Origin of the sequence: Methylomonas lenta, from assembly GCF_001644015.1 — a bacterium.
Lineage (GTDB): Bacteria > Pseudomonadota > Gammaproteobacteria > Methylococcales > Methylomonadaceae > Methylomonas > Methylomonas lenta.
In genome coordinates, this window is the sequence record NZ_LUUI01000127.1 from 1 (window position 1) to 18,262 (window position 18,262).

The 18,262-nt window shown below is 48.2% G+C and carries 15 protein-coding genes; 2 read left to right on the top strand and 13 right to left on the bottom strand.

Going from position 1 to position 18,262, the window contains the following annotated elements; all coding sequences use genetic code 11:
• Positions 1–830 precede the first annotated feature (830 nt).
• Positions 831–4,856 (top strand): HEAT repeat domain-containing protein, encoded by a 4,026-nt coding sequence (locus A1359_RS15325; RefSeq protein WP_066984964.1) that lies wholly within the window; start codon positions 831–833, stop codon positions 4,854–4,856.
• Between the two features lie 211 nt (positions 4,857–5,067).
• Here the strand turns inward: A1359_RS15325 and A1359_RS15330 are convergent, their stop codons facing one another.
• From A1359_RS15330 to A1359_RS15340, 3 genes are all read right to left on the bottom strand, one after another.
• A complete protein-coding gene (locus tag A1359_RS15330; RefSeq protein ID WP_066984969.1) occupies positions 5,068–5,409 on the bottom strand; it encodes a DUF5615 family PIN-like protein in 342 nt (113 codons plus the stop codon).
• On the bottom strand, positions 5,406–5,633 hold the full coding sequence (locus A1359_RS15335) for a DUF433 domain-containing protein (RefSeq protein WP_066984972.1): 228 nt from the start codon (positions 5,631–5,633) through the stop codon (positions 5,406–5,408). The genes A1359_RS15330 and A1359_RS15335 overlap by 4 nt, the downstream gene beginning before the upstream one ends.
• Before the next feature lie 278 nt (positions 5,634–5,911).
• Complete coding sequence (locus A1359_RS15340) at positions 5,912–6,409, bottom strand: hypothetical protein (RefSeq protein ID WP_066984975.1); 498 nt, start codon at positions 6,407–6,409, stop codon at positions 5,912–5,914.
• Between A1359_RS15340 and A1359_RS22865 the strand changes: the two genes are divergently transcribed.
• Positions 6,395–6,709, top strand: coding sequence for a transposase family protein (locus A1359_RS22865; protein WP_198159376.1), 315 nt, complete (start codon positions 6,395–6,397; stop codon positions 6,707–6,709). The genes A1359_RS15340 and A1359_RS22865 overlap by 15 nt on opposite strands.
• 367 nt (positions 6,710–7,076) lie before the next feature.
• Here the strand turns inward: A1359_RS22865 and A1359_RS15345 are convergent, their stop codons facing one another.
• From A1359_RS15345 to A1359_RS15390, 10 genes are all read right to left on the bottom strand, one after another.
• Positions 7,077–10,352, bottom strand: coding sequence for an efflux RND transporter permease subunit (locus A1359_RS15345; protein ID WP_083960675.1), 3,276 nt, complete (start codon positions 10,350–10,352; stop codon positions 7,077–7,079).
• Entirely contained in the window at positions 10,349–11,446 is a 1,098-nt protein-coding gene (locus A1359_RS15350; RefSeq protein ID WP_066984978.1) for an efflux RND transporter periplasmic adaptor subunit, read from the bottom strand. The genes A1359_RS15345 and A1359_RS15350 overlap by 4 nt, the downstream gene beginning before the upstream one ends.
• A 10-nt stretch (positions 11,447–11,456) precedes the next feature.
• Positions 11,457–12,794 (bottom strand): TolC family protein, encoded by a 1,338-nt coding sequence (locus A1359_RS15355; RefSeq protein WP_066984981.1) that lies wholly within the window; start codon positions 12,792–12,794, stop codon positions 11,457–11,459.
• A 128-nt stretch (positions 12,795–12,922) separates the two neighbouring features.
• Positions 12,923–14,194, bottom strand: coding sequence for an NAD(P)/FAD-dependent oxidoreductase (locus tag A1359_RS15360; RefSeq protein ID WP_066984983.1), 1,272 nt, complete (start codon positions 14,192–14,194; stop codon positions 12,923–12,925).
• Positions 14,195–14,237: 43 nt separating this feature from the next.
• Positions 14,238–14,450 (bottom strand): YgaP family membrane protein, encoded by a 213-nt coding sequence (locus A1359_RS15365; RefSeq protein ID WP_066984999.1) that lies wholly within the window; start codon positions 14,448–14,450, stop codon positions 14,238–14,240.
• Positions 14,447–14,602 (bottom strand): cytochrome bd-I oxidase subunit CydX, encoded by a 156-nt coding sequence (gene cydX / locus A1359_RS23565; RefSeq protein ID WP_066985009.1) that lies wholly within the window; start codon positions 14,600–14,602, stop codon positions 14,447–14,449. Before cydX ends, A1359_RS15365 begins: the two co-directional genes overlap by 4 nt.
• A gap of 12 nt (positions 14,603–14,614) precedes the next feature.
• Positions 14,615–15,754, bottom strand: coding sequence for a cytochrome d ubiquinol oxidase subunit II (gene cydB / locus A1359_RS15375; protein WP_066985012.1), 1,140 nt, complete (start codon positions 15,752–15,754; stop codon positions 14,615–14,617).
• 3 nt (positions 15,755–15,757) lie between these two features.
• The gene (locus A1359_RS15380; protein WP_083960676.1) at positions 15,758–16,333 is read right to left on the bottom strand and encodes an aspartate carbamoyltransferase; all 576 of its coding nucleotides are present in this window, start codon (positions 16,331–16,333) and stop codon (positions 15,758–15,760) included.
• A gap of 15 nt (positions 16,334–16,348) precedes the next feature.
• Positions 16,349–17,911: a cytochrome ubiquinol oxidase subunit I gene (locus tag A1359_RS15385; protein WP_066985014.1), complete on the bottom strand. Its 1,563-nt coding sequence runs from the start codon at positions 17,909–17,911 to the stop codon at positions 16,349–16,351.
• Positions 17,901–18,146, bottom strand: coding sequence for a hypothetical protein (locus A1359_RS15390; RefSeq protein WP_066985016.1), 246 nt, complete (start codon positions 18,144–18,146; stop codon positions 17,901–17,903). The genes A1359_RS15385 and A1359_RS15390 overlap by 11 nt, the downstream gene beginning before the upstream one ends.
• Positions 18,147–18,262: the final 116 nt, after the last annotated feature.

The window sequence follows — 18,262 nt, forward strand, 5'->3', positions numbered from 1 at the left end:
TCGCACCTACAGCTGACGAACTTGTTTCATGCGCATTCCTAAGCATCGATGAAACCAATTAAATCTTGACCTTTCCCGGTTATTCGATCGTACAACGAACCTATTTTGGGAAATAGATTAGCAGCAGGTTCCTTTTGAGACATGCTCTTCCTGCAGAAGCAGATTTTTTTTGAGATTGTGTAGAAAGAAACTGATTCCCGAGTCATTTTGCCCGGGTATAGCTATCTAAAATTGAGATCAGCGACCTCCGGGCAAATTAGTAACCCGGTTATTTGCAAAAATAAGGTTGATTTAATGTATTGAACCAACCCGGCAATTTCCACCTAGATAGTTCGAAATGGTGTTTCGGCCAAAGTACGGAGTAGGTTGGAAACCTGAACAGCTCCTGCCGTCCCATTCTTGACTGTCACGCTTCTCCAAACCGGCCAGTCAGCCAGATCCAGATTCTGCGAACTGGAGGGCTACAAAGCAGCCGTTGGTGACCTCACACAATCGGCCAATTTGCGACATTCAAGCAGCTGAAAAATAATGGCCACGAGCGGCGGATTTGGGGTACGAAGCTGACTTAGCTGCATAAACGGTTCGCATGTGCAGCTGGACTTAAATTTACATCCCGGAACAGGAATGGCGCAACGGTAGGAAGCACCAGGGTGTCTTCGATCACAAGATTTAAGCTTTCGACTTATAATGGTGGTCAACTGCTATGTGGCGAGGCAAAGCGAATAAAAGGTTAGAAGTTGCTTTACTAACTGAAGCAGCTGGTTTACTTAAGCCCTCTACGGCGGTGAAACGTCGTGTCACACACTAGAATGTAATTATTGAGGTTATGTATGAATGGTGACTGGATACGTGACGTAACCAGCATAGCCGACTTGACCAACACTGAGCGTTGCTACCGAAATGCGCTTATTGGATGGTTTAAGTGGCTACCACTTCCGAACGTTTTTGGGGGCAAGATCGATCTCAGTAAACTCGACCTCGCTCATCTATTCGTTCGCCTAAAGCTTCGCCCACTTCCGACCGCCCAAATACCAGATCCTCCATCAGAACTCCATGTGAACCTCACATCGGACCAACTGGCTTTATTGCCCGATCTTGCTGCGGGGCTTGCATCGTTTAGTGATCTTGGTGACATTCGGCCGGAGGTCGCTGCTTTGGTCAAGCGTTGGCTTTCCGAACTGCGTGATCCACCGGTTGTCGATTTTTCTGAGATTCTTAATAAGTCAAAGTATGTAGTAATAACGGGGGGCGGCGGAACAGGTAAGACTACGCTGACTCGTTGGCTGACCCTCGTTTGTTCCCAGAATAGCCAAGCGAAGACAGGCAATCTTGGCCCAGAATTTACCAGTCGTTTATTGCCGATCTGGGTGGATCTCAAAGGCTTTGGGGCATGGATTACGAAACCCGACGCCGGGCTACAGGATCGGACTATCGAGCAAATTATCGTCGCCTATGTAACAAGACCAGAAGCACCGGGGACCGGCATAGAAGCCGCTCCTATTCTGCTTAACGCATTCCAGAGTGGCGAGGCGATCGTCCTCTTTGACGGTCTCGATGAGATTTTCGAACAAGCATGTCGCAATGCGGTGATAAATATGATCCGTAAATTGGCTGTTGGTGATAGTGCTAAGGGAAGCCGGGTCGTGGTTACTAGCAGACCATACGCATGCCCATTGGGTACGTTAGGCCCGGCGTTCGCCTATACGGATATCGAACTGTTTGACCTATCGGATCTATATAGTTACTTGGTTGATCACTGGTATCCAACAGCCTATGGGCAGACATACACCATGGAGGCACAACAGCTTGTAATCCAGATCAAGGCAAACCCGCATCTCCGGGAGCTTGCCGTTAATCCTCTATTATGTACCTTGCTTGCCGTCCTCTATCGGAGTGGCCTCCGGCCACTACCGATACGCCGGACCGAGATCTACGAACGATGCACAGATCTCCTACTTAACGTGTGGGATGAGGGCAAAGGGGTGAGTTGGCCATCGGAATGTAGTAAAGAAACCAAGCTCGCCTTATGTGCGGCACTGGCCTATGAAACGTTTAAGACCGCCCCTTCCTTAATCCTCCAAAAAATGGTCGCTCGGGAACTAGTTACTATATTCCTACAAAACCAGTTGGGTTGCACTCCCGACGAAGCTGGTCGATCTGCAGAAAGCTTGTTGCAGACAATCGAAAATCGGGCAGGAATCATCGAGAGTCGTGATGATGGTAGCCTGCAGTTCTTATTACGGCCTTTCCTGGATTATTTGACTGCTCGTCATCTGGCGGTCATGTCCGCAGAGGATGTTGTCGACGAAATAATGCCTCACGTGTTTGATGGTGACTGGAGTAGCGTAATTTTACTCACGGTCGCGCGATTTCCGGAACTAAAGGATGGTCAAGAAAGGCTTAACACACTTCTCCGTGCGATGGATCGAGCAATGCCTCCGCCGCCGCGACTCCCAAACTGGGTGTTTGCAAGGTTACGCGTCTGGCGGGACGCCTGGCTCGAATCACAACTGTTGCGTATTGATCTCATGCTTGCAGAAGCATTTTTTGAATCACAGGGTCATATTGATCAACCGCTCAGGTCCGATGTCCTCTTACCGCTGGAAAACAGGCTTTGCGTAGCCTTCGCGCATGGTTTGATGGAGCGACGTGAATTGGCAGCAAACGCACTGGCCAACATTATGTCGTTATCTGAACCTGCGGGTAACATGCTAGTTGCTGCCCTTCAATCCCAAGATCAAAGCATCCGGTACGTCACGGCTTCGGTATTGGCTCGTCGCGTAAGCATTGAGCCTACCGCACGAGATGAGTTGTTGAAAGCGAGCCTAAGCGATGACCCTGACGTCGCCTCTAGCGTTATCACTCACTTGTGGCCAATTATTACCGACAATTATCCCGAACTAGATCACGCACACAAGCGAAAAATTGTGCGGAATTACTTAGGCAGCAACCCTCGTTTCGAAGACGATGTAATGGGAATGTTTGTCGAAACTGCAACTCATGCAAATGAGATACTCGAAGACATAGCATATTTTAAAGGCCTAGGAGACCCTCGCTCGACGCATCGTGATAATTTGCTGCGCATATATATGGATTGGTTAGGGCGTCGTGAAATACAATGCACCGATGTGGTTGAGGCTCTGACTACATCGCTCCCCGATTTGGATTTGCAGATCCGTCAGGCCGCAGCAATGGGCCTCTCTCGTTCAAAAATTTGTGTGCCCGGAGTCATAGACGCACTGCGTAAGGCTCTCGAAGATGAGAACCATAGTGTTCGATTCTGGGCTGCGTTCGCACTTTCTGCGCGCGCGCCTATAGAGCCTAATGCTATGACCGCACTTATGGACGCTTTTAAGGATGGTGAATCGAATAAACGCTTAGAAATTATACCGGCTTTTTCTGAATTGGCTGCGGTCATGCCAGGCGCTCTTGATGTCCTCCGTGATGGACTAGCTGATCAAAGTTTTGCGTTTCGTTTTAGTGTTGCTGAACATTTGAGATCGAATTCCGTATATGCAGACAAATGTCTCTCGGTGTTTCGGGAAGCGTTACATGATCCATCACCCGCTTTGCGACGTAGCGGTGTGGAGCGTGTTGCAGAGTTGGCACAACTTGACGATGCGGCTTTTCATGATCTTCGTTCTGCGGTAGATGATCCCGACAATGGCGTGCGCTTAGAGGCCATCAAGGGTCTTATTAGGTTTCCTCAATACCATGAGGAAGGTGTTGCTGCCCTGAAACGGATGTTAACCGATCATGACCCGAAAACGCGTTTTTCCGTCATAAAAAAACTCTTCGCGCTACCGGATGGGTTAACAACAGACGAAATAGCCTCGATATTGACGGAAGATGAAGGTCTTTGGGATAACGAAAGCAGTTCATGGGGTCTGGTGGAGATGTCGAAATATGTTTCTCTAGTGTCCCAACGCATCGAAAAACGATTACGACACGGCAAAAACAGGCAACGTTATAATTTACTCCACGCGCTCGCTGAGGAAGGAAAGTCCGATCCTTTATTGGTAGATCCTTACAGCGATGTACTTTCAGATCTCCTTCAAGACGGGGATCGGGATATACCATTTATGGCGGCTCGCGCTTTAAAGCGAGTACGCCATCCTACTCCCAGACTCATCAGGATAATCTGCAATGAGTTGGGGCATTTTTCTTTATGGCCATTGTTTCAACCTTCCCGTTCGAATAATACAAAGGCGGAAGAAGCGCTCATTGTAGCCGTTCAACGAGTCGATCTTTCCGATCCTGGGATGTCAGAAGCAATCGATGCTTTATTTAATCTTCTACGCAAGGGGAAGAGTTGCATCGCTGTAGTAAAATGCGTGCACACCTTAATCGCAAGAGGCCACGAACCCGCACTTGCATTTATACCGGATGTGGTAGGGTTCGCCACACGGGGAGAGCAGGGAATACGCAAAGCCGCATTACCTATTCTGGCTTTAGATCCAAAAGCGCAATATTTGTCAATTTACGACCAGTATCTTGACATCCTTGCTGCCGGCATGAGATCCAGCTCGCATCAGGTCCGCGTATCGGCTTTTACAACTCTTCGTCAATTGACCCATGGCCGAGCATTACCCTCTTTTAATTGGGTCGAGCGAAACTATTCCAAAGCAAGGTACAAGTGGTTAATCAGAATTACTGGAATCGGCATTGCTGTATTGGCTTTGATCTACTCCATGAGTCGTTTTGCCAATGACCCAGTAATTAATGGTGTAGCAACGATTCTAGCAGCATTCTTAGCACTACTCGGTATGGTTGTCTCCCAGGAGAAAATATCACAATTCCTTAAACCCCCGCAACGTCTGCGACGAGTTGCATCGAATAAAGCGAAGCGTCCCTGAGTTATGGATAACGTGTATGTCGGCTAAATGAATCTCTGCAGACATAGCTCACAGACATCGACGAACGGCAGCAAGGGGTCGCCTGGCGACAGTCTGCTCTTCAGATTCATCGCCGGAAAGCTGTCATTGAATTCCGATACCTGAATGCGGCCGTTCGTCACTGAGTTCAATTGGCCGACAACAAGCAGTGATAAAACAACTTAACGAGACGTCACGACTTATCAGCTAATTCCACAACCACATGACCTTCAACCAATAATTGCAGAGCTTGCGTAAAAACTTCGTCGAACAATTCTTCTAATCGCTGGTTGGTGGTATTACCGCAAGTGACCCAAAGTAATTGTGGTGGTGGTTGCTGACGCAGCAGTAGTTCGACAAAATCACTGTCCTTGCTGATTAAAACGATACCCTCTTGCTGAGCGCGTTTGAAAATTTCTAGATCGTCGGCATCATGCAATCCCAGTTCTCGTAGGGCGTACGCTTCAACTTTGAATGTCCGGCGCAACCAATCGGCCAGATTCGGCGGTAGTTGAGCGTCAACCCAAAAAATCATGCGACCAGTCGTTCAAGGTTGGCTCGTCGGGCTGCGTAGAGGAGGCAGGCCTGGATGTCAGCGAGTTCTAGGTCCGGGTAATCAAGCAGAATTACCTCACTACTGACACCATCTGCCAGCATTTGCAAGATGTCACTGACCCGTATTCTCATGCCGCGAATACAAGGTTTGCCACCGCACTGCAGGGGATTATGGGTGATTCGGCTCTCGATTTGCTCGTTCATGATGTGACTATCCAGTTCTAAATTGAGATTATTTTAACTTCATTAGGCCAGAGGGTGCTAATCGCGGACGATATATCTGAATGATGATGACTCAATCTAAAATGTTGAGAGGATATAGTCCGTAGTGACTCAGTTCTGAGGTGATTTTGCTCGCCAAATACCTGACAGTCAATTAGGTCAAAGGTAGCAATTTCTGTTGAAATTGGATAGCGATACCGGCGGTCCGGTTTTGGCTGGCTCCTGCCTATCATTGGCACCTCGATATGATGTGGTTTGAATCACTTAAACAAACTGGGTTGCTCGGTATTATTAACGGACATTAGTAAAGATTTAAAAATTTTAATCGCTTCTTTTAAAGAAGCCTCAGCAGCTACTGAATCACTGTTCTTAATTTGACGACGCGCATTTTTAAGTGCGTTGGAACCGCGTTCTTTTTTTGCTTCAACCGAACACCTTCCCAAGATGTCGCTGGCAGAGCTCCGCGTGGCATTAATATAATTTTGTGCCTCATCCAGTTTATTCTCAGTCACTGCTTTCAATGCCGCTTCAAGGTTAACAATGGCATCATTAGTCGCTTCCGTCGTCAACGCAATTTGAGTTTCTGTAACCGCTGCAACAGGGTTCGCAGCGCCAAAAAACAGCACTAAAAAACTGACAAGCAAGTATTTTTTTGATCTGATGTTCATGTTCTTACCTTTTTCTGTGTTGTTGTTTTCATACTTAAAAATAACGAGCATAAAGTCAAGCTTAAGGAGCCGGTCTTGCAGGGCAATCATGCAAAAGGATATTTCAGCTGGTGTAAGGGGTTATATTTTTTACCCATCAAAGATGAATTCACCAAGCACATCCATTCTCCATCATTTTGCTGCCGTTACAGTTCCTCGAGTCGATCTCCAGAAAAAACATCGACTTCAGGATATTGTTTTGTCGTTGCGTTGTGCGGGGTAATTTGCGGTGCCGACAACTGGGTGGAGATCGAAGAATACGGGCGCGCCAAGCCTGTAGATGCATTAAACAACGTGCACCGCACCGTTTTCGCGATTGATGTGGTTCGTAAACTCACCACACCCTATTGACGTTGAACGACAGCTTTCTGATTTGTAGTTGCCATATGTTAAAGAATTTGAATTTCCATAGTGGCCGATTGTGACTATTCAATTTCAAGCAGGTTTTGCACAGAACACACGGATTCTGTGCCCAACAAACCAACAATATTTTGCACAAATCGGGCGAATTTAACTCTTGAGGTAAATTCAGGTTTCCAACATCAGAATGCAAATAGCTGTAAATTCTTCAGCCATCTCGAAAAAGTCTGCCGTGCCCGCCGGGAAGCGGGCATTCAGTGCCATGAATGGTATGTTTCGGACTATCCACGCAAAGATTTATCGGATTTGAGGGGATTAGCTGCTCAATGTATTTTCATTGCCGGTCAAACCTTCGGCTCTACTCATCTTCAATCAATTCCTTGGGCATGTCCCGATTGATCAAAAAATAAACCATCGGAATCACTACCAACGAGAATAAGGTCGAAGCGATAATGCCGAAGATAAAACTCCAAGCCAAACCGGAGAATATCGGATCGAGCACGATCATTACCGAGCCCAGTACTGCAGATGCTGCTGTCAAAAATATAGGATTCAAACGGGTTGCACCTGCTTCAATGATGGCTTCAGCTAAGCTGATATCGGGGTTATTACGAAAAATTTTCTCGATAAAATCGATTAAAATGATCGAGTTACGCACCACGATGCCTGCCAGAGCGATCATGCCTATCATCGCCGTGGCGGTAAAATACACCGGATCTGCATAAGCACCAACATCTTGGGCAAACAGGTTGATGAACCAGAAACCCGGCATGATACCGATCACCGTCAGCGGAATGGCGATCATCATGATAAGCGGCACACCTAACGAGCCGGTTTGGCCAACCAACAGTATATAGATCATCACCATTGCGGCCGCAAAAGCCAGACCTAGATCACGAAACACATCGACTGTAATTTTCCACTCGCCTTCGCCAGCCATTTCAGCACGGTAACCTGCGGGTAAAGGCTGAGCTTCGAATTTATCACCCATATCCCATACCGCTTCCACAGGACTGCGACCAGCCATTTCGCCCAGCACGTAGGATACCCGTTGCAGATTTTTGTGGTAAATCGTCTGATCGCCTTGCTGATGCTCGAAGTGACCGAGCTCGCTCAGCCGCACCAAGTCGCCTCTAGCCGATTTCACTGACAAGTTCAATAGATCGGCTTCCGATGATCGCGAAGCACGTGGCAATTGCAGCTCAATCATCAATGGCTGGCGTTCGCTGGCGATGTGCAAGGTGCCCGCCACGCCGCCTTCAATCGCAAGTTTTAAGCTACCGGCGACTTGCTGATTGTTAATACCCAGCAATGCCGCTTTGTCCTGGTCGAGGATAAAATGCAACTTATCTTGCGGAGCTTCGACATAGTCGTCGACATCAACCACGCCTTCGGTTTGCTCAAGGTCGGAACGCACCCGATTGGAGACTTTAATGATGTCGTCATAACCGGCTTCCGGTGGACCATATATTTCTGCCACGACAGAAGATAACACCGGTGGCCCTGGCGGCATTTCGACGATTTTGATGTTGGCGCCGTATTGTTTGCCTATCTTTTCAATATCGGGCCTCATCCTCAGTGCTATCCCATGCGATTGTTGCTCGCGACGCTTTTTATCAATCAGCACGATACGGATGTCGCCGACATACGCGCCGTGGCGCAGATAGTAATGTCGCACCAAGCCGTTAAAATCCATCGGCGAAGACAAGCCAACATAAGCCTGATAACTACTGACTTCGTTAACGGTAGACAGATACTGTCCCAAGGCGGCAGCCACTTCATTGGTGGCTTCTAGCGACGAGCCACGCGGCATGTCGATCACCAGTTGCAGTTCGTTTTTATTGTCAAATGGCAACAGCTTCAAAGGTACCACCCGCGTCACCGCCATCAGAGTCGACAACACAAACGCCACAAACACGGCCAGCAAAAACCATAAAGCTTTGGCTTTGTTATTTAATAGCGGCGCCATGATGGCTTGATAAACCTTGAAGCCACGCGTCTGCTGCAATACAAACTCAGGGCCGTGATCCTTACCATAGTCACCCTTTAACAAGCGGTAGCTGGCCCAGGGCGTCACTGAAAAGGCGATCAACAACGACATTAACATCGCAATCGGCACATTGAAAGCCATAGGCTCCATGTATGGCCCCATCATACCGGTGATGAAAAACATCGGTATAAAAGACATGATCACCGCAAAGGTAGCCAATATGGTAGGCGGACGAATTTCGTCAACGGCGGTCAATAAGGCTTGCAAAGGCGGTTCTTTGCGCATTTTGTAATGTCGATGGATGTTTTCCACATCGACAATCGGGTCATCAACCAGCAGGCCCAGCGACAAAATCAGCGCAAACAAGGTGACTCGGTTGATGGTGTATCCAAAAAGTAAATCCAGCATCAATGTAACTGCAAATGTCATTGGCACCGCTAGCGAGACGATCAACGATTCCTTGAAACCCAGGGAAAGCGCCAGCAGCACTATGATGGTCAAAATCGCAATACTCAAATGCATCACCAGTTCATTGACCTTGTGATCGGCAGTTTCACCGTAATTGCGTGTCACTGTGATTAGCACGTCATCAGGAATCAGCGTGCCATGCAGTTGCTCGGTCAACTCCAGAACCTGTTCGGCTACACTGACCGCATTACTTCCCCGCCGCTTGGCGATGGCAATGGTCGCCATCTGGCGTTCCTCGCCGACTGCAGGCAACTCAGCGTCCTTATTGCCGACACCGACCATCTGCTCAACCGCCGGGCCGAAGCCGATGCGCGTGTAGTAATCGGTATCCTTGGGGCCGTCGATAATTTCTGCCACATCACGTAAATACACTAAGCGACCGGCAACACTTTTTAATACTGTTGCGCCTACCTGCTCAACAGATTGGTAATTTGGTCCGGCCTCCAACAAAATTTCGCGATTGTCCTGATTAAGATGACCCGTTTGCAGATTAACATTACTCTGCGCCAGGGCTTGTTGTACTTCCAGCAAGCTAACGCCGCTGGCTTGCAACTTGGCAGAATTCGGATACACCGATATCTGACGCGGCGCCGCACCCAATACCCAGCTCTTGCCGACATTATCGATAGCCCGTAAACGCTCAATCAGTTCTTCTGCGATGCGACGAATGGCCATGATGTCTTCACTGCCTTTCGGCATGGACAAACTCAACAACAAAATCGGCACGTCGTCTATTTCTACCGGCTTGATCACCCAATCGCTAACGCCGGGTGGAATGATGTCGAGATTGGCGTCAAGTTTGTCGCGGGTTTTGATCAGACTGTCTTCAATGCTCTGGCCAACTTCATAACGTACAGTGACCAGCGCTTCACCGGGACTAGAGGCAGAATACACATATTCAACGCCTTGAATTTGCTTCAGCAACACTTCAAGTGGTGTGGTAACGCGCTTTTCGACTTCTTCGCTGGTAGCTCCGGGATAATGTACGAACACATCCATCACCGGCACGATAATTTGCGGATCTTCCTCCCGAGGCGTCAATATCAGCGCTGCCGCACCTGCCAATATAGAAATCAGCAGGAATAACAGTGATAAATGCGAGGTAGTAAACAGTCGGACAATGGCGACCGTCAGACTGTCTTTTTTGCTTTCAATAGGCTTCATCACATCTTTCATTGCAGCAATCCGGCATTACTCAATATAGTTTCGCCTTCATGCAGGCCGGACAACACTTCTACTTGTTCAGCATATTTTTTACCGGTGCGGATGTGCCGGGTCATGAGTCGCTGACCTTCAACGACTTTAACGGCTTGCAACTGGCCATAATGCACGACGGCTGTAGCAGGAATCATTAATGCCTGTTGTTCAGCGTCACAAGCCAATTCCAGCCAGCCGAATTGACCCTGTTGCAAACCTTCTATTTTCGGTAATTTAACTTTGATATCTTGAGTACGTGTTTGCGGATCGATTTCCGGGACAATTTCGTCAACGGCAGCCTTCACGGTTTGATGCAGCGAATCCAGCCGAACATTAACCATCATGCCTAATTTGATCGGCACTGCACAGTGACTGGCAATAGAGGCTTCCAAGCGTAAATCGTTAGGTTTGTACAGGGTGACGATGGGCTGATTGGGTAACCCCATGTCGCCCGGCTCTTGTAGGCGTTCGCCGACTACCGCATCAAAAGGTGCGATCAGCACATTTTCACCCAACATCACTTTGCTTTGTTGGGCAGCACTGGCAGCTTGACTGGCAATGGCGCGCGCAGCTTTAGCTTGCGCCAGCGCTGCATCGTAATTTTGTTTAGTCGCGGCTTCTTTTTCGTACATATCAACCATGCGTCTTTCATCTGCACTGGCTTGGGCGGCTTGGGCTTGGGCTGCCGTATGTGCGGACAAGGCTGCATTGTATGCTGCACGTAAATCCCGATCATCCAGGCGGGCGATCACATCACCTTTTTTCACTTTGTCGCCGGGATTTACGGCTATTTCAGTAATGCGAGCATTCAGTTTCGGGGCTATTTTCGCGGCTAAGCGCGATCTGACCACGCCTTGCCAGGACAACCCATTGTCTGCTGCCTGTTTACCCACAATTAGGGTTTGCGCACCACTGGGCAAGCTATCGCCGGTTAAAGCGGTGTTACCCGGTTCGGTTTTGCTATCGCCACCCACTATGCCTAGGGCAAATAAAATCACTAATAGTAAGACTGTTATTGCTGCCGCTGGAATTAGCCATTTAGGCCTGTTTGATTCTGAAGTATATTCGGTCATCTTGACTCCTTTATTGCCAGAAACCAGTGGCTAGGTTAAGTTCTGCTTCGGCCCGCAAGGCATCGAAACGGGCGTTTATCTGCCGGGAATACGCTCTATCGCGGGCGACTTCGGCTTCGATATAGCGCGTCACAGTCACAACACCAGCCTGTCGCTGTTCATTGACTAAACGCAAGGCTTCTTCCGCAGCCTTGACAGCCGCGACACTTACCTCGGCGCGGCTTAGGGCGTCTTGTAAATGGATCTGCGCTGATTTCAGCTGATTTTCAATGCGTAACCGCGTTTGTCTGGCTGCTTCCTGAGCTGCAGTCAGTTCGTGCTCAGCTTTTTTGATATTCTCCTGGGTGGCAAATCCAGAAAAAATGTCCACTTCGACCATTACGCCAGCAGTAACATTGTCACGACTGGTGCTGTAGGCCAAATCCTTGCTATCGGAACCGTAACTGACAAAGGCATCTGCTCTAGGTAGATGAGCCCCTTGGCTAACCTTAACTTGTTGTTCGGCTATGGCTACCCGCTTTTCGGCAGCCATTAACTCGGGGTGTCGACTTAGTGCTTGATTGAGTAACTCGTCGAAAGCCGCTGGCGCATCGGGCAAAGCAGTTACCTGTGTGGAATTGATGGTAAAGGCTTCGTTGGCGGATAGGCCCAACAAAGTTTTCAGCATGCTTTGGGCCAACTCTATGGCATTAGCCGCTTGAATTTCTGCATCCCTGGCTTCGGCAAGTTGTACTTCCAACGACAACACATCCGACTTCAACATCGTGCCGGCATCAAAGCGAATTTTTGATTGATTCAATTCGCTTTGTACGGCTTCTATGGATCGCAGGCTAATATCATGCGCCTGCATCGCCGCCAACTCGCCGTAAAAAGCCGTGGTGACGTTATTGATCAGCTGATTACGCGTCGCATACTTTTCGAATTCGGACGTTTCCACCCCCAATTTTGCAGCCTGGCTGCGGTAATAGTCCTGGCCACCACGAAACAGAGAATAGCTGGCCGTCACTTGTGGACGGTAATTATCGACACCACCAGGATGGTTAAAATCGGTGCCAGTAAAGCTGAGACGTCGCTGGGCGATGATCATCGCAAACGCTTGCGCAGGATTATCACTGTGCTGATAAGACAAGCTGGCTTTAATCTGTGGGTAAAAGCTAGCTAAAGCTTCACCTAGCTGGGCATTTGCCTGCTCGATACGAGCTTGCATAATACTGAGCTCCGGATTACTAGTTAATGCCGTATCAATGGCTTGCTCTAGGGTGTAATGGGACTGCTCCGTATCGGCGAATACTGGGTTAAATACCAGCATCAATGCCGAAGATATCAGCCAAAAATGTCTATGTCTCATTTAAAAATCCGCATTTAGTGTGGACGGTTGAGGGGGTATTAAGCCTTTATCAGAGATTAGACTCATGATGTAACAAAGCAAACAGCGGCGCATACGCTATTAATCAACACCGCTGTTTATACCTGTTTTTAACCCTTCAGACGCATAATGCCGAGCATTTTCAAGGTCAATTTCTCATAATAAGGTTCGCTAATACCTTTGCGCACTTTACGCATAAAGTATTTTTCGTAGCCAATTTTGGCTAAATGCACCCATTTACCGCTAGACGCCCACTGCACGTTGCGGGGTGGGATTTGTGGCATAGCTAAGAAGGCAACTCCCGAATCACCAAAATCCGCCAGACAAAGCGCATTCCATGTGCCTTTTTCTTTAGGCTGTTTGCCATCGAGTTCGGCACGAATATTATGTGCGGTTGCCGTTACCATAGACTCAATCATGTAACCGGTTTTAGGTGTACCGGTGGGAACCGGTGTTTGTTCCACCGGCGGAATAGCAATGCAAACCCCTATTGAATAAATGTTTTTAAAGGTTGGGTTCCGCTGATGCTCATCGACAATCACAAAGCCACGCGGATTGACTAATTTATCAATTCCGATTAAAGCATCAATACCTTTAAAAGGTGGCAGCATCATGCTGTGTTTAAAGGGTAGCTCGTGTTTCTTTTTTTCCTGGCCGTTTTCGTCGACTTCGGTGACATACATCATACCGGCTTCGATCTTGTCAACTTTGGCATTGCAAATCCAGTTGATACTTTTGTCGCGTAATTCGCTTTCCAGCATGCCTTTGGTATCACCCACGCCACCTAAGCCCAAATGACCGATATAAGGTTCGGAGGTGACATAAGTCATTTTGACTTTGTCACGAATTTTGCGTTGGCGTAGATCGGTTTCGGCGATAAACAAGTACTCGTAAGCCGGGCCGAAGCAGGAAGCACCTTGGACTGCACCAACGATAATTGGACCTGGGTCTTCGACAAACGTGTTCCAGAATTCACCGGATTCACCGGCATGATCGACGTGGCAAACCGATTGAGTGTGACCATCTGGACCTAAGCCAGGCACTTCATCGAATGCCAACTTGGGACCGGTAGCAATGATCAGATAATCGTAATCGACTTGTGTGCCATCGACCAGTTCGACTTGGTTGTTTTCAGGATGAAAACGACTAACTTTTTGCTGGATAAAACCAATTTTCTTTTTCTTGAACATTGGTGCCAATTCAACCTTGATGTCATCAGGTTTGCGCCAGTTAACCGCTACCCAAGGGTTGGAAGGTACAAAATGAAAAGTGGGTGTATCGGCAATTACAACGACCTCATCTTCCTTTCTAGCGTTTTCTTTCATTTCCAGTGCCATCGGAATACCGCCGATGCCCGCACCTACGATTACTATTTTAGCCATGTGACTACTCCTGATTGATAGATAAATATTATTTTTGCCGGTGTTAATGACAAGTTTGTTTTATGCCCAATTTTTTTAGAATAATTTCCAGCGGGCAGAATTGGGTAAAACCGCTTTGAAACAAATTGGCACCGACAAACACGGTAAACCAAAGCCAGTTGCTGGACTGAAATATTGGGCTGCCCTCAACCCCCAAACTCAGCGACAACAGAATAAAAGCGCCAGCCACTATTCGAACAATCCGCTCTACTGTCATGACAACCTCCCTTGACTGCGCTGTGACAAGCTCTCACAGGATTGATCGATGCCATGAGTATCAATGTCGCAAACCGATTCCAGCCACATGGCGTTGATGATAGCGAAGGCCGCCGCAAAACCGACGCCAAGTATCCAAGCGAAATACCACATAATCTGTCTCCTTTAGTAAAGTGTGTGACTGTCTTTCAAGACAGTCGCTTCGGTGATACTGCCCCAGATTATTCTGTAAACAAAACGGGTATACAGCAGCACGATGGGTAGAAAAATCACCGTAATCCAGAAAGACAAAAGCAAAGTGGAATGACTGGAGCTGGCATCCCACAGGGTTAAGCTGGAACCCGGATTAGTCGAAGAAATCAGCAGGAAGGGGAACAAAGCAAAACCAACGCTTAAAGCCGTGCCGACCACACCTAAGCAACTAAACATAAACGCCACCATTCTGGACTGGCCTTTGCCCAACAACCAAGCCATGGTAAAGCCGCCTAAAGCGACAATCGGCGCCAGCCACATCCAGGGATATTGCATGAAATGTTGTAGCCAACCGGCGCCATTACCGATTACGGTTTTATGCAAAGGATTGGAGGGTGCAGAGGTGCTTGCCATGACCGTGATTTCAGGGCGATCAATGCCATTGAATACCCATAGCATCACTGCAGCCAGCGCCACTATCAACATAGGGCCAAGCACTCCCAACACCGATACGGCACGATCATAAATCACATCTTCGCTGCGCCATTTCAAAAACAAGGCACCATGAAAAGTCGTCAATAACAAACCGGTCACCCCACACAACAACGCAAAAGGACTCAAAAGCGCAAAGAATGAGCCGTCATAAAAACTCCGCAAATCACTATCCAGATGAAACGGCAGACCTAAAATTAAGTTACCTACCAACACCCCCAGCAAAATCGGTGGCAATGTGCCGCCTAAAAATAAGGCCCAATCCCAGGCATTACGCCAAGTTGGGTTGTCCAGTTTGCTGCGGTAATCAAAACCCGCCGGGCGGAAAAACAGCGCAAACAACACCAGCAGCATAGCCACATATAAACCGGAGAATAAGGTGGCATACACCGGTGGCCAGACGGCAAATATTGCACCACCTAATAATACCAACCAGGTCTGATTACCTTCCCAGGTTGCACCAACGGTGTTGATAATGACCCGTCGCTCGATATCGGTTTTACCGATAAAAGGCAGCAAAGTGCTAACGCCAAAATCAAAGCCTTCGGTCAACGCAAAAGCGATAGCGACCACTCCAATAAATATCCACCAGATTACACGAATGGTTTCATAATCAAACATGGTTTACTCCTGACTGTCAGTCGATTCAGCGTCATGTTGACCCTGCTGTGAGGGCATTGACGACTGTGGTTGATGGGTATCGTGCAGACACTGTTTAGTTTTACTGTCCACAGCATGTCGCGCATGATCATTCAGTTGTGCATCGAAATATTGGTGGATGGCATCGATCAACGCCGAATCTTCGGCGACATATTCAATTTCCGCGCCGTTGGCCAATTCTTGATAAACAAAACGCACCTTCCCACCCGCATTGGCGAGGGCTTGCACGCCCGGCATAGTATCGCCATGAATGCGGCGTGGACCGGCAAAATCACCCGCCGTAAAGCGCTTGGCTAGTTGTGCTAAATGCCGGCGAATCAGGTTAATCTGCTCGCTATCGCCCGCATCTTTGGCAATCACTTGTTGCAAGCCACCCTGAGGGGTTTTTTCGAAAATATGCAGGGTCTTTTCTAAATCAAACGGCATGACATGTCGCCCACGTACTGCGACTTCTTCCTGTCGTTGCGTGTTGCCGGACGGCTCGGCATAAGCCGTTGTTGCCGACAACAGCATGACAAACATCAATAGTGTTATTTTCATGATCAACCCTTAGCGTTAATGAGCCGTGGCATTCTGTTCAAAACAATAACGTCCGGTGTGCAAACTGCTAGGTCCTAGCCTGACGTACTTGAGCATCAGATACAACTCTATAATTAGCAGTACCGTGTAAAACAAGATAAAACCACCGATACTGAACCAGAGCTGCTCAGCACTTAGGCTTGATACGCTCATATGGGTTGGCAATATGCCGGAAATAGTCCAGGGTTGACGACCGAATTCAGCTACGAACCAACCTGTTTCAGCCGCAATCCACGGCAAGGGAATACCCCAAACTGCTAACCGCAGTAACCAGCGTTTCTGGTCGGCCACACGGGTAGCGCAGTAGTAAAACGTCATTGCAAAGATGAACAACATGGTAAAGCCGCAAGCCACCATCACCCGGAAAGTCCAGAACAGCGGCGCTACTTTCGGCACCGTGTCGTTAGCGGCTTTGTTGATCATCGCTGCATCGGCATCCACTACGTTCTCGGTGTATTTTTTCAGCAATAAGCCATAGCCTAGATCTTCTTTGTGTTCTTCAAACGCCTGCTTGGTCACATCACTAAGATCACCTGCGCGCAGTTTTTGCAACTCCGCGTAGGCCAACATGCCATTTTTAACCCGTTGCTTGCTTTCGATACGCAGCTCCTTCAAACCTTTGACTTCTTCATCGATAGAGCGAGTAGCAATCAGACCTAATACATAAGGGATTTTGATCGCATAATTCGTGCGCTCATTGACCTGATCTGGAAACCCGAATAAGGTAAAACCAGCCGGCGCAGCTTCGGTTTCCCATTCCGCTTCGATAGCAGCCAATTTGAGTTTTTGCGTTTCGCCTTCGGTGTATCCGCTCTCATCACCCAGAATGATCACCGACAAAATTGAGGCTAAGCCAAATGCCGACGCAATGGAAAATGAACGTCGAGCAAAACCAATATCGCGTTTGTTCAGCAAATACCAGGAGCTGATACCCAACACAAACATCGAGCCGGTTACATAACCCGCGGCGACGGTATGTACAAACTTGACCTGCGCTACCGGATTAAAAAACACATCAGCAAAGCTGGTCATTTCCATGCGTAGGGTTTCGTAATTAAACTCCGCGCCGACTGGGTACTGCATCCAGCCGTTGGCAATCAAAATCCACAAAGCCGAGAGACTGGTGCCTACTGCCAGCAACCAAGTCACGCCGAGATGCTGCACTTTGCTAAGTTTGTCCCAGCCAAAGAAGAATAGGCCGACAAAGGTTGATTCCAGGAAAAAAGCCATCCAGCCTTCTGCCGCTAGTAACGGCCCGAAGATGTCGCCGACATAATGCGAGTAATACGCCCAGTTGGTGCCAAATTGGAATTCCAGCGTTAAGCCGGTGGTTACACCCATGGCAAAGTTGATGCCGAATAATTTGCCCCAAAACTTGGTCATGTCCTTGTAGACCTCTTTACCGGTCATCACATAGACAGACTCCATGATGCCGAGAATAAAGGTCATACCAAGTGTTAGCGGCACGAATAAAAAGTGATACAGCGCGGTTAGACCGAACTGCATTCGGGATAGCATGACTATATCATCACCGAACATGGGGAGTATCCTGGGTTAAAGGTTGAGAAGAAATATCAGTCGGCGCGACCGCTTGAGTGGCCGGTAGAGCAAAATGCGCGGCGACATCGGGTTTGCTGACGGGTTTATCCATCCAGCGAAAAATCAGAAACCATAGACCGATCAACAGCAGGATTTTGATCAGCAAGGCAATGCCGATTTCCCAGCGTAACAGGCTGGGTTTGGGTAACGTTGGATCTAATGGTGTTGTATTCATGGTTATCTCTCTATCTGTCACTAATGAGTGTGGCGAACAAACTTTGCATTTCCAGCAGCAAGCCCGGCAAATTAGAAAGTCATGATATGCATATCAATTACCATGCCATTTTTTTA